This is a genomic window from Mesorhizobium sp. 43Arga (assembly GCF_053714255.1).
The window spans coordinates 116,878-129,584 of the sequence record NZ_JBSKBO010000004.1 but is presented as its reverse complement, the minus strand read 5'-3'; the positions used below and the strand labels follow the sequence as shown (position 1 = coordinate 129,584).

The window sequence follows — 12,707 nt, the reverse complement described above, 5'->3', positions numbered from 1 at the left end:
CCCGGCCTCCTATGCCTGGCCACGGGCGCGTTCGCGCAGCCTGAGCCAGTTCTTGATGAAGATGTTGGAGAGGAAATAGGTGATCGCCCACAGGATGATCATCAGCGCCGCCGAGCGGCCGACATTGGTCGACTGGAAGAAGTTGAGATAGGCCTCGACCTGGAAGACGGTCAGCGTGTCGCCCGGCCCACCTTGGGTCATCGCATAGATGATGTCGAACTGCTGGATGGAATCGAGCAGGCGAAACAAAGTCGCCGTCAGGATGTAGGGCGTCAGCATCGGCAAGGTGATGCGGAAAAAGACGAAGCTTCGGGGCACGCCATCGAGCGCGGCGGCTTCGAAGGGCTGGGTCGGCAGGCTGCGCAGGCCGGCAAGCAGCAGGATCATGATGAAGGGCGTGTAGACCCAGATGTCGACGAGCACGACGGTGAACAGCGCTGTCGACGGCGACGACGCCCAGCGGAAATCCTGCAGCCCGATAAGGCTGGCGAGATAGCTCAAGACGCCGAAGCCGGGATTGGTCATCAGCTTCCACATCAGTGCGGCGAGCGCCGGCGCCGTCATCAGCGGCATCAACAGCATGATCGAGATGAAATTGTTCAGCGTCGAGCGCTTCTGCAGCAGGAGGGCGATGGCGAGGCCGAGAAGCAGTTCCAGCACGACGGTGGTGCCGGCATAGAGCAGCGACACCTTCAGCGTGTTCCAGAATTTCGGATCGGTGAAGAAGGAGATGTAGTTGTCGCCCCAGTTGAACTGCCGCGCCCAGGGCTGGCTCAGCCGGTAGCGCTGGAAGGAATAGACGACCGAGGTCAGGAACGGGATCAGGATGCCGATGCAGACAAGCAAGGCCGGCAGGCTGAGCACATAGGGCAGCACCTTCTTGCTGATCCTGAAGCCGGATGGCTTGGGCCTTTGCGATACCACCGCGGTCATCGAACTGCTCCGTTGTTGCTGTCGCTTCGCCCTGCCGGTCGCCCAAGGGAGCAAGGCGACCGGTCGGGCGAAATAGCGGTCACCTTCCGGCACCGCATCGCAAGCTTGAAAAGGTATGACGGGGGCCGGCCCGCCAGGCAGGCCGGCCCCCGTTGCGAGTTAACCGAGGCCGGCTTCCTTGAGCTGGCCGTTGATGCTTTCGGCGAGCTTGTCGAGGCCTTCGTCGACCGGCACCTGCTTGGCCACCATCTTCTGCAGCGTCGCCGCCCATTCGGTGGTGAGGTCGAAGAACAGCGGTTGCGCCGTGAACTTGATCGAGGCGCCGGGCGCCGAGGCGTCGAACATCTCGACATAGCCGGGATAACTCTTGTTCAGCTTCTCGCGGAACATCTCGTCCTTCCAGACCGACTGGCGGACCGGATTGACGAAGTCCATCTTGGTCGCGCCGAACAGCCCATGCTCCGGACCGGAGGCCCATTGCATGAAATACCAGGTGGCGTCCTTGTCCTTCGAGAAATTGGACATTGCCAGCGACCAGATCCAGATGTTGGGTGTCGCCGCCTTGGCTGTCGGGTTGGCCTTGAAGCTTGCGAAGGCGAGCTTGCCGGCCATCTTGTTGTCGCCGCCATTCATGAAGTAACCAAGGATATCGGCGTCGAAGATCATCGCCGAAGCGCCGGCGCCGAGATCGGTGCCGACCTGATACCAGGTGTAGGTCGACCAGTCCTTGGGACCGCTCTCCTGGATCATCTGAACCCACTGCTTGTGGAAAGCCTTGGACTGGGCGGTGTTCATCGCGGCCGACAATTTGCCGTCTGCCGAAACGTCGAGGTCCTTCTGGTCAAAATTGGCGTAGGCCGACAGGAAGCCCGGATGGATCGTCGCCCAGGAGCGCGAGCCACGCACGCCGATGCCGTAGACGCCGCCACCGACATCCTTGGTGAGCTTGGCCGCCGCGGCGACCATCTCATCCATGTTGCCGGGAATGGTGACGCTGGCCTTGTCGAACATCGCCTTGTTGTAGGTGATGTTGTTCTGTTCGAAGCCCCACGGAATGCACCACTGCTTGGCATCATCCGAACCCAGCGCGCCGCCCGGCTTGCCATTCCAGGCACAGGAATTCTTGACGCCGGGCAGGAAGTCGTCCCAGGCATAGTTCGGGTTGGTCTTGGCCGGATCCTTGATCCATTCGTTGAGATCGGTAATCCAGCCGGCAGGGCCATAGGTCCAGGTCATGTAGGCACCGGTCATGAAGGCGTCGTATTCGGGCGAGCTTGCCGAAAGCGCTGCCGTGACCTTGTCGAAATAGACGTCTTCCGGGAATACGTCATAGACGACGTTCATGCCGGTCAGCTTCTTGAAGTTCTCGAGATCGGCGATCATCGCATCGGCATAGGGATGCTTGTTGAGCAGGAGCTTGATGGTCTTGCCCTTATGCGCCTGCCAGTCGAAATCCGCGGCCAGCGCGCGGGTCTGCCCCAGATTGAGCAGCGTGCCGGCTGTGCCGGCGGCAAGGCCCATGGCACCCAGGCCCTTGATCAGCCCGCGACGGTCGACTTGTCCGCGCAGGAAGGCGTCAATGAGGTCTTTCTCTTTCTCATGCATTTCGTCTTCTCCTCCACAGGGTAGTTTCAACTGAAACTGATACCGGCTACCCGACCGGCGTCTCTTCCACGAGCGATCGCGCCGTCCGCTCGTCTGTTATCAGGCCCTTGAGATAGCGGCCTTCGAGCACCGACTTGATGGCGCGAACCTTGATCTTGCCGCCGGCGACGGCAACGATCCGGCGGCTGCTGATATCCTCACGTGTCAGCGCCAGCGCCCGGTCGGAAACGGTCGTCGCCACGGCCTTGCCGGCCTCGTCGAAGAAATGGCCGAGCAATTCGCCAACGCCGCCATTGCGGCGGATCTCCTCCATCTCGCCCTTTTCGATCATGCCCGTGGCGACCAGCGACGCCTCGCGTTCGGCGGTGCCAATTCCGGCGAACAGGAGGTCAGCGGATCGCGCGAGATCGAAGACCTCGCTGATGCCCTTCTGCCCGAGCAGCACGGTGCGGTCCTCGGCCGTGTTGGCGAACATCGGCACCGGCATGACATAGGCTTCGGCGCCGGTTCGTTCGGCCAGGCGGTGAATGACATCGTGTGGGTTGGCCGAGAATTTGCGCGTCAGGCCGCCCAGCAGCGAGACAAAGCGGATCTTGTCGGTCGAGGTGCGCGGCAGATATTCCACGCAAGCGGCAAGCGTGCGGCCATGGCCGACACCGATCAGCGCCTCCTCGCCGCGCTCGATCTCGCGCTTGAGGAACTGCGCGCCGGCAATGCCGAGCGCCTTGAGCGGCAGATCCTCGGAATCGAAATCCGGAACCACCTCGCAATAATCGAGGCCATAGCGGCGGGACAGTTCGTCCTCGAGCTCGACGCATTCCGACACTTCGCCGTCGATGTAGACCTTCACCAACCCTTCCTGGTTGGCCTTGGTGATGAGGCGGTGGGCCTTGAGGCTGGTCAACCCCAGCCGCTTGGCGACCTCGGACTGGGTCAGGCCACCGGCATAGTGAAGCCACGCGGCACGCGTCGCCATGCTGGTTTCGTCGTCGCGCAGGAGGCCATTGCCGAACCCTACCATTTCCACCCTATGATATTTTTATCAATTGCTGCAAAATTTTTCACAACGAGCGATCGGAGTCAAGCGCCAGCCTTCCCCGATCATGCACGGAGGTTCAAAACGGCTCCTGGCCGTCCAAATGACAGTTGTGGTTGGCAGCGACGCGGTAGCCGGCCGCATTCGCAGCCCGGTCAGGAGTTGCGATGGCTGCGGACGTGGAAAAGGGCGCTTATGCCTGGCGCAGGAACTCGATCACCATGGCGGCCGTCCAGGTGAAGCGGCCGCCGCCGAGCGGCTCGCCGGTGAGCGGGTCGTAATACTCGGCAAAACCGCTTTCCCGGATCAAATCAAGGCTGGACTGGGTGATGCGTTGCGCGACCTTATCGTGGCCGGCGGCGGCGAGCCCGTCTGATATCATGTAGTTGACCACCAGCCAGACCGGACCGCGCCAGTAACGCTTGGCGTCGAAGCGCGGATCGCCGGGATCATGCGACGGCACGACATAGCGTGCCTTGCCGGCGAGCCGCTCGACGGTCGCGGCGATCGCGACGGCACGAGGCTTGGGGATGGCCGCGAAGGCCGGCAGGATGCCGCCGACCGACGCGCTGTCGATCAACTCGCCGGTGAGGCGGTCGAGGCAGAGATACTGGCCATGCGCATCGCTCCACAGCCGCTCCATGGCAGCCAGACCCTTTTGCGCGCGGGCGCGGTTGGCGGCGGCAATTTCGGTTTCGCCCAGTTCCTCGGCGAGATCGGCAAGATCGGCCGCGGCGCGGATCAGGATGGCGTTGAAGCCGGGATCGACGACCTGGAAGGGCGAGGCGTCATGCAGCCTGGCATTGTCCCAGCCGAGCCCGCGAAAGTGCTGCACCAGCCAGATGTAGCGGTCATACTGTTCCCGTGTCGGACGGTGCGCCGGGTCGGCGTGCAGGGTGTCGCGGCGGGTGTAGGGCTCGACGCCCTCGGTCGGCACACGCTCGAAGGCATCGTCCCAGTCGATGGAATTGTCGCGGCCGGACTCCCAGGGATGGATGATGGCGACCAGCCCCTCGCCCTTGGGATCGCGGTTCTCATAGAACCAGCGGTGCCAGGCGTCGATTTTCGGCAGCAAAGCGCGGGCTCGCTCCGCAGCCAGTTTCTTGTCGTTCGCCCGGTCGAACAGCCGGCGCGCGGCAAAGCCGGCGACGGCCGGCTGGGTGATGCCGGAGGTGGCCGTCGGACGGCTGGTCCGCCAGACCTCAGGGCCGGGAAAATAGCCGTCGTTCCAGACATGGAAGACGATATGCGGCACCATGCCGTCCGGCCATTGATGCGCGAACAAGGTCTCGATTTCGGTCCAGGCGCGCGCCTCGTCGTAGTGGGCAAGGCCGAGCGCGGTCAGGCAGGAATCCCAGTTCCATTGGAAGGGATACAGGCCTTTTGTCGGAATGGTGTAGGCGCCCTGGTCGTTTTCCCTGAGCACCTCGACGGCGCGGGCGATGATGTCACTGGTGGCAGAAGCAGTCATGGGCGTTTCAGGGCTTTCGGCGTCAAAGGGCATTGGTGGTTTCAGGATCGAACCAGCGGATGCGGTCGAGTTTGGGTGCCAGGCGCAGGTGATCGCCGACCTGGACGCTGGCGTTGGAGTCCAGGATGGCGCGGAACAGGCCGCCATCGACATCGCAGGTGACCAGCGTGTGCGGCCCGAGCGGCTCGATGACGCGCACCGTGGCGTGCAAGCCCTCGCCGCCGGCATCGACGTCTTCCGGGCGGATGGCGAATTCTATTCTTGGCTTGTCTGATCTGGGACCCGGCAGCGTCAGTCCGGCAACGGTCCAGCTGCCGTTCGCGGCCTTGGTCGCCGGGATAAAATTCATCGGCGGATTGCCGATGAAGGAGCCGACGAAACGCGCGGCCGGGTTGCGGTAAACCTCGACCGGCGAGGCCGCCTGGACGATGCGACCCTGATGCATGACGGCAATGCGGTCGGCAAGGCTCATCGCCTCGACCTGATCGTGGGTGACGTAGATGGTGGTGGTCTTCGACGCCGCCAGCACGCCCTTGAGTTCGGCGCGCATTTCCAGCCGCAGCAGCGCATCGAGGTTCGACAGCGGCTCGTCCATCAGGATGACGTCGGGCTCCATGGCGAGCGCGCGGGCGACGGCGACACGCTGGCGCTGGCCGCCGGACAGCTGGCCAGAATAGCGCTTCAAAAGCTGCTCGATATGCATGAGCTCGGCGGTGCGGTTGACGCGGCGCTCGACCTCCTGCTGCGACAATTTCCTCATGCGCAGGCCGAAGGCGATGTTCTCGAACACGGTCAGATGCGGGAAGACGGCATAGTTTTGGAACACCATGGCGATGCCGCGCTCACGCGGCGGCAGATGGTCGACACGGCGGCCGCCGATCCACACCTCGCCCTGGCTCGGGCGTTCCAGCCCGGCTACGATCCGAAGCAGCGTGGTCTTGCCGCAGCCCGAGGCGCCGAGCAGCACCATGAATTCCTGGTCTGCTATTGTGACGTCGACCTGATGCAGCGCGGTGAAGCCGCCGAAGCGCTTGGCCACGCCCTTGATTGCGATTTCAGCCATGGGCCGTCTCCGTGTAGCGCGTCATCGGTTGGCGATCCCCCACATGGCGAAAAGATATTTGCGGACGGCGAAGATGAAGATCAGCGCCGGCACGACCAGCGCCGCGCCGCCGGCGAATTTGAGATAGAGCGGCGATTCACCAAGGCTCTGCAGCAGGAAGGCGGTCAGCGTGCGGTTTTCGATGGTGAGCACGGCAGCGGCGAACACCTCGTTCCAGGAGATGGTGAAGGCAAACACCGCCGAGGCGGCTATGCCGGGCAGCGCCAGCGGCAGGATTACCTTGCGGAAGGCCTGCCAGCGCGTGCAGCCGAGCGTCCAGGCCGCCTCCTCGAGCTCGACGGGAATGCCCGAGAAGAGCGAGAAGGTGATCAGCACGGCAAAGGGCAGCGCCAGCGTCGTGTGCACCAGCGCCAGCCCGATGGCGGTGTCGTCGAGGCCGGTGCGGATGAACATCACTGCCAGCGGCAGCGCCAGAAGCGGCAGCGGAAAGGCACGGGTCATCAGCACCAGGAAGCGGAAGGTTCCCTTGCCCGGAAAGTCGAAGCGCGACAGCGCGTAGCCGGCCGGCGCGCCGAAGCCGATGGCCAGGATCATGGTCAGCGTGGCGACGAGCACCGAATTCCACAGCGCCCGGGCGACGCCGGCGAAATTGATGAAGAACGAAAGACTGCCGAGATCGAAGGACGGGAAGAAGCGTTTGGGGAAAGCCGTCACCTGGTCGGGCGACGACAGCGCGTTGACGATCAAGAGATAGATCGGCAGCAGCACCCAGACGCAAAGCAGGATGGCGGTGGCGATCAGCAGCCAGTCGCCGGCCTTGCGTGCGTCGCCGATCGCGGCGACCGGCGCTTCGGTGATGGCGCTCATATCCGCGCCTCCTTGGGAACACGCAGCACCCTGAGGAAAAACAATGTGAAGCCGATCGAGATGGCGAGGATGAGCAGCGCCGAGGCGGCGGCGACGTTGCGGTCCTGCAGCGTGAATTGCCAATTGTAGGTCTCGCCCATCAGCACCGGCAGATTGGTGCCGCCGAGTGCGGCGACCACGGCGAAGACCTCGAAGGCGAGGATGACGCGCAGGATGATCGCCGTCTGCAGGCTGGGGCGCAGCAATGGCAGTGTGATACGCCGGAAGCGCTGCCACGGGTTTGCCCCGAACACCTCGGCCGCCTCGTAATACTCCTTGGGGATCAGCCCCATGCCGGCAACAAGGATGACCATCATGATTGCCGTGGCCCGCCAGATCTCGGCCAGCGCCACTGCGATGAAGATGGTCAGCTTGTTCTGGTAGCCGAGGAACATGACCGGCCTGTCGACGACGCCGAGGCTGGAAAGCAGCGTGTTGAGGAAGCCGGACTGATCGAAGATGGCGAGCCAGATCAGGCCGGCGGCGAGGTCGGAAATGCCGAGCGGAATGGCGAAGACGTAAAGTGCGGCACTGCGCCCGGTCTCCAGCCGCGACACAACGCTTGCCATCAGCAACGCCATGGTGAGCTGGATCGGCACGACGATCGCGGCAAGCAGCAGCGTGTTGCGGATCGTGACCGGGAATTTCCAGCTGCCGGCCATGGTGCGGAAATTGTCGAGGGTGAAGGCACCGTCGCGGGTCACCGCCTCGAAAGCGACCAGCGCGAACGGGTAGAGGAAGAAGATGCAGAGGAACAGCGTCGCCGGCATCAGCAGCAGATAGGGCAGAGCCTTGCCGTGCATGGTGGTGTCCTTTGCGTGCTGCGGTCGAGTGCTGCAGTCTGGGCGCCCGGAGTGCTCCGGGCGCCCCCTCGGGAGGATTTTAATCGACCGGGCAAGCGCCGGCGGACGGCTTGTCAGGCGCCCAGCACGGCGCCTTCGCCTGGTCGATGATCGCCTTGAGCGCCGTCGCTTCTTCACCGAGCACGCCGTGGACATCTTCGCCGCCGAGCACGATGCGCTCGAAGGAGTCGGTGTAGACCTGGTTGAACTTGCCGCCGAGGTCGCCGAGCCCCATCGGCAACAGCGCCGGCAGTGCATCGGGAGCACCGGTCATGGTGGCGATGGCCGGGCCGAACGCCTTCACCGAGGCCGGCATGTCGTCGGGCAGCTTGACGTCGACGACGGGGAAGAAATTGGTCGCCTTCAGCGTGGCGATCTGGGTTTCCGGCTTCAGCATATAGGCGACCAGCGCCTTGGCCTTCTCCTGGTCCGGCGAGGTCTTCGGAATGGCGACGCCGGCCACGACAGGCATGAAGCCACGACCGGCGGGGCCTGCCGGCGCCGGGAAGGCGACGAAGTCGTCCGGCTTCTTGTTGAAGGCGTCGGCGAGACGCGCGACATGGTCGAACGCCACCCAGACTTCGCCCGAAAGCAGCGGCTCCTGCATGAAGGCGTAATTGGTCGAATTGGGGTTGGTGTACTGCCACAATTCCTTGAACTTGTTCCATGCCGTCTCGGCTTGCGCTGAACGGAATTTCGTGACCATCGAACCGGTGAAGGACGGATAGAGAAAGCCTTCGAAGAAGCGATGCTTCAGCCCCTTCGGGCCGGCCGGAAAACCGAATTTCGGCGAACCGGTCTTCTCGGCGATATTCTTCGACCATTCGATCAGCTGGTCATAGGTGATGGTGTTGAGATCGGTGCCCGCCGGCAGATATTGCAGCGCCTGCTTGTTGGCGGCCATCAGATAGGTGGCCTGCATCCAGGGCATGTATTTCTGCTCGCCGGTGCCGAGCATGCCGAGCTTCCTGTAGGCCTCGTTGACCTTGACCCCGCCGACGTCGACAGCCGACAGGTCGACAAGGTTGGCGCCGACGGTGGAGAAATCGCCGTGCAGGCCGCCAAGCAGGCCGATCGTGCCGGAGCCGGCCTGCAATTCCGCCTGCAGGCGGGTGAGCCAGGGACCGTCCTCGGCAACCTGATAGTCGACCGCGCCCTCGAAGCCCTTGAGCACCTCGTCGCGCATCTTCTGCGTCTCTTCGACCGGCCGCGCCTGCGTCGACCAGAACAGTACCTGCTGGGCTTGCGCGCCACCGGCGACGACCGACAGCGCTAGCGCCGTGCCTGCCAATATCTTCAATGCTCTCATCATGGTCTTCCTCCCTGGATATGCGCCGTCAGGCGGCGTCAGCTTCTTGTCTGCGGTGCGGGTCCATGGCTTGCCCGCGCAACCAGCGTCGGCCGGATCAGTCGCGTCAGCGGTGTGGCGGGTTTCTCGGCGATGATTGTCAGCAGCATGTCGGCGATCTCGCGCGCGCAGTGGCGGATCGAGGCATCGAAAGTGGTGAGGCCCGGTGGCGCGTAGGCCGACGCGGTGATGTTGTCGAAGCCGATCACGGAGAGGTCGCGCGGTACGCGGAGACCAGCGCGGGCAGCCTCCTCCATCACGGTCAGCGCCAGTTCGTCGAACAGAGCGACGATGGCCGTCGGCCTGTTGGGGGCTCGCAGCATCCGGTTGACGGCCTCGATGCGCGCCTCCTGGTCGAAGCGCGGCGCCGTGACCACGTCGAGCCGTACCGAGGGATCGCCCCGCCGGGCGATGGCCGCGGCAAGGCCATCCTGCCTGAGATGCCGAAAGGTCATCGCCTCCGAGATCGTCACCAGGCCGAAATGGCGGTGGCCGAGATCATAGAGCATGTCGAAGGCTTCACCGAAGGCGTGCGCGCCGTCGGTGTCGAGCCAGTTGTAGCCAAAGTCACTGTCGAGCAGCCGGCCGTGAGCGACGAACGGGAAGCCACGCTCGCGCAGATAGGCAAGGCGTTCGTCGGTCTCGGCGATACGGGTTACGACGACACCGTCGGCGCGCCCGGATTCAACGACGTGGCGCAGCACGGACAGCTCGGAATGGCCAAGTGCGGCGGTGGCCAAAATGAGGTCGGCGCCATGCGAGACCAGCCCTTCGCCGAGCCCGGTGACGAATTCGCCGAGGAAGGAATCGACGAGATTGGGGCCGCGTATCGGCAGGACGAGCCCGACGAAGCCACTGCGGCCCGAGACAAGCGTGCGCGCCGCGGTGTTGGGCACATAGCCGGCCTGGCGCGCCGCCTGCGCGACGCGCTCGCGGGTCCTCAGCGCGATCTGCTCATGGCCGGCAAGTGCGCGCGAAACCGTCGTTATCGACAGGTCGAGGCTTGCGGCTAGCTCCTTCAGCGTGATGACGCGGCTGGTCATCGATCCTCCCTCAGGCGAGTTTGAAACGTTTGTAATTGCCTTTTGCCAAAATGCAAACGTTTTAAATCTCGATCAGAGATAGCCGCTTTGTCCGAGCAGGAGCGCAAGCGAGTGCGGTGCGCCTGCGTTACTCCGCAGGTCGCCTGCCCGAGGCTCCGTCAATCCGAAGGAAAAGCTCTACTGCAAGATCCGTGCGGCGGACGGCATGGAGTGGTCATGCGCGATGCCAGCATCGGCGTCGCCCACGCCGAGCGCTCGGTCGAGGCCGGTCGCCACCACAGAGACCCTGAAACGGCCTTCCATGCTCTTGTCGAAGATGGCGCCGACGATGATGTCGGCGTCCTCGTAGACCTCCTCGCGGATGCGGGTGGCGGCCTCGTCGACCTCGAACAGGGTCATGTCGCGGCCGCCCGATATCGAGACCAGAACACCCTTGGCGCCCTTCATCGATACTTCGTCGAGCAGTGGGTTGGCGATCGCGGCTTCCGCCGCCTTCATCGCCCGGCTTTCGCCCGACGCCTCGCCGGTTCCCATCATGGCGCGGCCCATGCCGCGCATGACCGATTTGACGTCGGCAAAGTCGAGATTGATCAGACCTTCCTTGACGATGAGATCGGTGATGCAGCTGACGCCGGAATAAAGCACCCGGTCGGCAATGACGAAGGCGTCGGCGAAGGTGGTCTTGGCATCGGCGATGCGGAACAGGTTCTGGTTCGGGATGACGATCACCGTGTCGGCGGCTTCGCGCAGCCGCTCGATGCCTTCCTCGGCCATCTGCATGCGGCGCCGACCCTCGAAGGTGAAGGGCTTGGTGACGACGCCGACCGTCAGGATGCCGGCCTTGCGCGCCGCCTGCGCAATGACCGGGGCAGCGCCGGTTCCGGTGCCGCCGCCCATGCCGGCGGTGACGAAACACATATGCGTGCCGGCCAGATGGTCCATGATCTCGTCGAGCGATTCCTCGGCCGCGGCGCGGCCGATCTCGGGCAGCGAGCCGGCGCCAAGGCCTTCGGTGACATGCGCGCCAAGCTGGATCAACCGCGTCGCCTTCGACATGGTCAACGCCTGGGCATCGGTGTTGGCGGCGATGAATTCGGTTCCCTGAAGCTGCTCCGCGATCATGTTGTTGATGGCGTTGCCGCCGCCACCGCCGACACCGATAACGGTGATCTTGGGCCTCATCTCGGAGATTTCCGGCTTCTTGAACTCGGCCATGCCTGCTTCTCCTTCGTCAAATTCGCGCGCTTCACGACCCATGAGCAGACTGTCCGCAAGACGTTGCAATCGAGCGGCATGACGCGAATCAGTCCGTTCGGATGGGTGTCCCAAAAAGCCAGAGAGCGGCCGGACGTGCAAGTGCGCGCAAGGTCAAGATTTGTGATCGCGATATTGCAAACCGCTGCGCGGATGCCGCGTGCGCCGGCTTCGTACCGCGCGACCTGCCCCTCGCCGCATCACTGACGGCTTGCCGCGTAACGATCGAGGCGTCTATCATGCGCCGATATATCGCTGACTTCGGCGCCCGCCTTGCTCGGCCCAATCAGGATCATCCGCAGCTGCCGTCGTCAGGCCAGATTACAGAACGAAGTAGCGCCCCGCCAATGGCCGACAGAACACAATTCGGGTTGACCGCCGTCGACAGCGTGCCCCTGCATGAGAAAGTCTATCTGGAGCTTGTGCGGGCGCTGATGTCCGGCCAGTTCACGCCGGGCCAGAAGCTGACGTCGCGCAAGCTTGCCAAGGAACTCGGCACCAGCGACATGCCAGTGCGCAGCGCCTTCATGCGGCTGCAGGCGCTGCGGGCGCTGAGCCCGATGCCGAACGGCAGCGTCGAGGTGCCTGTCATTTCGGCCGAACGGTTTTCGCAATTGACTGCCGTGCGCACGATCCTGGAAGGCGAGGCGACCGAGCTCGCGACAAGGCGCATCAACGGCAACAATCTGCGGGCTATCCGGCGCCACAGCAGCGAATTGACCCTGGCGGCTCGCGAGGGCGATATCGACGACTATCTCAGGAAGAATTACGCTTTCAAATTCTCGATCTATCGCCATTGCGGCAACGAGCAGATGATCTTCCTGATCGAGACCGTGTGGATGCAGATCGGCCCCTTCCTCCGAAACCTCGCCATGGGGTTCGAGGACGATCTCTCCTCCATCCTCGACATCGACTATCACGAGGAAGTCGTCGCCGCGATCGAGGCGCAGGACGCGGCGCGTGCTCGAGCGGCCATCGTTCGCGACATCGACGAAGGCGCGGCGCACATCCTGCGCCAGGCCAGATTTCCGGGGGCCAAAGGCTAGGTTGGAGGGTGATAGCCGCTCGACCCAAAGGCCGATCGTGCCTGCCGAATGCCTCTTGGCTTTCTGCCTTCTAGCCTCTATGTTGCGATCGCAGATCGCGCAATTGGTTTTGAAATGCCTCCCGACATCCCAGCTAGTGACTTGAAAAAATAGGGAAAAA

The 12,707-nt window shown here is 63.6% G+C and carries 11 protein-coding genes; 1 reads left to right on the top strand and 10 read right to left on the bottom strand.

The window, feature by feature from the left end:
- Nucleotides 1-9: 9 nt before the first annotated feature.
- The 10 genes from ACWGS8_RS16260 to ftsZ all read right to left on the bottom strand — a co-directional run bounded on the left by ACWGS8_RS16260 (nucleotide 10) and on the right by ftsZ (nucleotide 11,462).
- Complete coding sequence (locus ACWGS8_RS16260; protein ID WP_027046585.1) at nucleotides 10-933, bottom strand: carbohydrate ABC transporter permease; 924 nt, start codon at nucleotides 931-933, stop codon at nucleotides 10-12.
- Nucleotides 934-1,092: 159 nt separating this feature from the next.
- Nucleotides 1,093-2,538, bottom strand: a complete 1,446-nt coding sequence (locus ACWGS8_RS16255; protein ID WP_454581883.1) for an ABC transporter substrate-binding protein — start codon at nucleotides 2,536-2,538, stop codon at nucleotides 1,093-1,095.
- Nucleotides 2,539-2,584: 46 nt separating this feature from the next.
- Nucleotides 2,585-3,559, bottom strand: a complete 975-nt coding sequence (locus tag ACWGS8_RS16250) for a sugar-binding transcriptional regulator (RefSeq protein WP_010914711.1) — start codon at nucleotides 3,557-3,559, stop codon at nucleotides 2,585-2,587.
- A 208-nt stretch (nucleotides 3,560-3,767) separates the two neighbouring features.
- The gene (locus tag ACWGS8_RS16245) at nucleotides 3,768-5,045 is read right to left on the bottom strand and encodes an amylo-alpha-1,6-glucosidase (protein ID WP_454581882.1); all 1,278 of its coding nucleotides are present in this window, start codon (nucleotides 5,043-5,045) and stop codon (nucleotides 3,768-3,770) included.
- 22 nt (nucleotides 5,046-5,067) lie between these two features.
- The gene (locus ACWGS8_RS16240; RefSeq protein WP_454581881.1) at nucleotides 5,068-6,108 is read right to left on the bottom strand and encodes an ABC transporter ATP-binding protein; all 1,041 of its coding nucleotides are present in this window, start codon (nucleotides 6,106-6,108) and stop codon (nucleotides 5,068-5,070) included.
- A 21-nt stretch (nucleotides 6,109-6,129) separates the two neighbouring features.
- Complete coding sequence (locus ACWGS8_RS16235) at nucleotides 6,130-6,975, bottom strand: carbohydrate ABC transporter permease (protein ID WP_454581880.1); 846 nt, start codon at nucleotides 6,973-6,975, stop codon at nucleotides 6,130-6,132.
- Complete coding sequence (locus ACWGS8_RS16230; RefSeq protein ID WP_454581879.1) at nucleotides 6,972-7,817, bottom strand: carbohydrate ABC transporter permease; 846 nt, start codon at nucleotides 7,815-7,817, stop codon at nucleotides 6,972-6,974. Before ACWGS8_RS16230 ends, ACWGS8_RS16235 begins: the two co-directional genes overlap by 4 nt.
- A 79-nt stretch (nucleotides 7,818-7,896) precedes the next feature.
- Nucleotides 7,897-9,168, bottom strand: coding sequence for an ABC transporter substrate-binding protein (locus ACWGS8_RS16225; RefSeq protein ID WP_454581878.1), 1,272 nt, complete (start codon nucleotides 9,166-9,168; stop codon nucleotides 7,897-7,899).
- Between the two features lie 35 nt (nucleotides 9,169-9,203).
- Nucleotides 9,204-10,247: a substrate-binding domain-containing protein gene (locus ACWGS8_RS16220; protein WP_454581877.1), complete on the bottom strand. Its 1,044-nt coding sequence runs from the start codon at nucleotides 10,245-10,247 to the stop codon at nucleotides 9,204-9,206.
- Nucleotides 10,248-10,424: 177 nt separating this feature from the next.
- Entirely contained in the window at nucleotides 10,425-11,462 is a 1,038-nt protein-coding gene (gene ftsZ / locus ACWGS8_RS16215) for a cell division protein FtsZ (protein WP_019856808.1), read from the bottom strand.
- Between the two features lie 386 nt (nucleotides 11,463-11,848).
- Here ftsZ and ACWGS8_RS16210 point away from each other — a divergent pair, with 386 nt between their 5' ends.
- On the top strand, nucleotides 11,849-12,547 hold the full coding sequence (locus ACWGS8_RS16210; protein ID WP_454581876.1) for a GntR family transcriptional regulator: 699 nt from the start codon (nucleotides 11,849-11,851) through the stop codon (nucleotides 12,545-12,547).
- The last annotated feature ends 160 nt before the right edge of the window (nucleotides 12,548-12,707 follow it).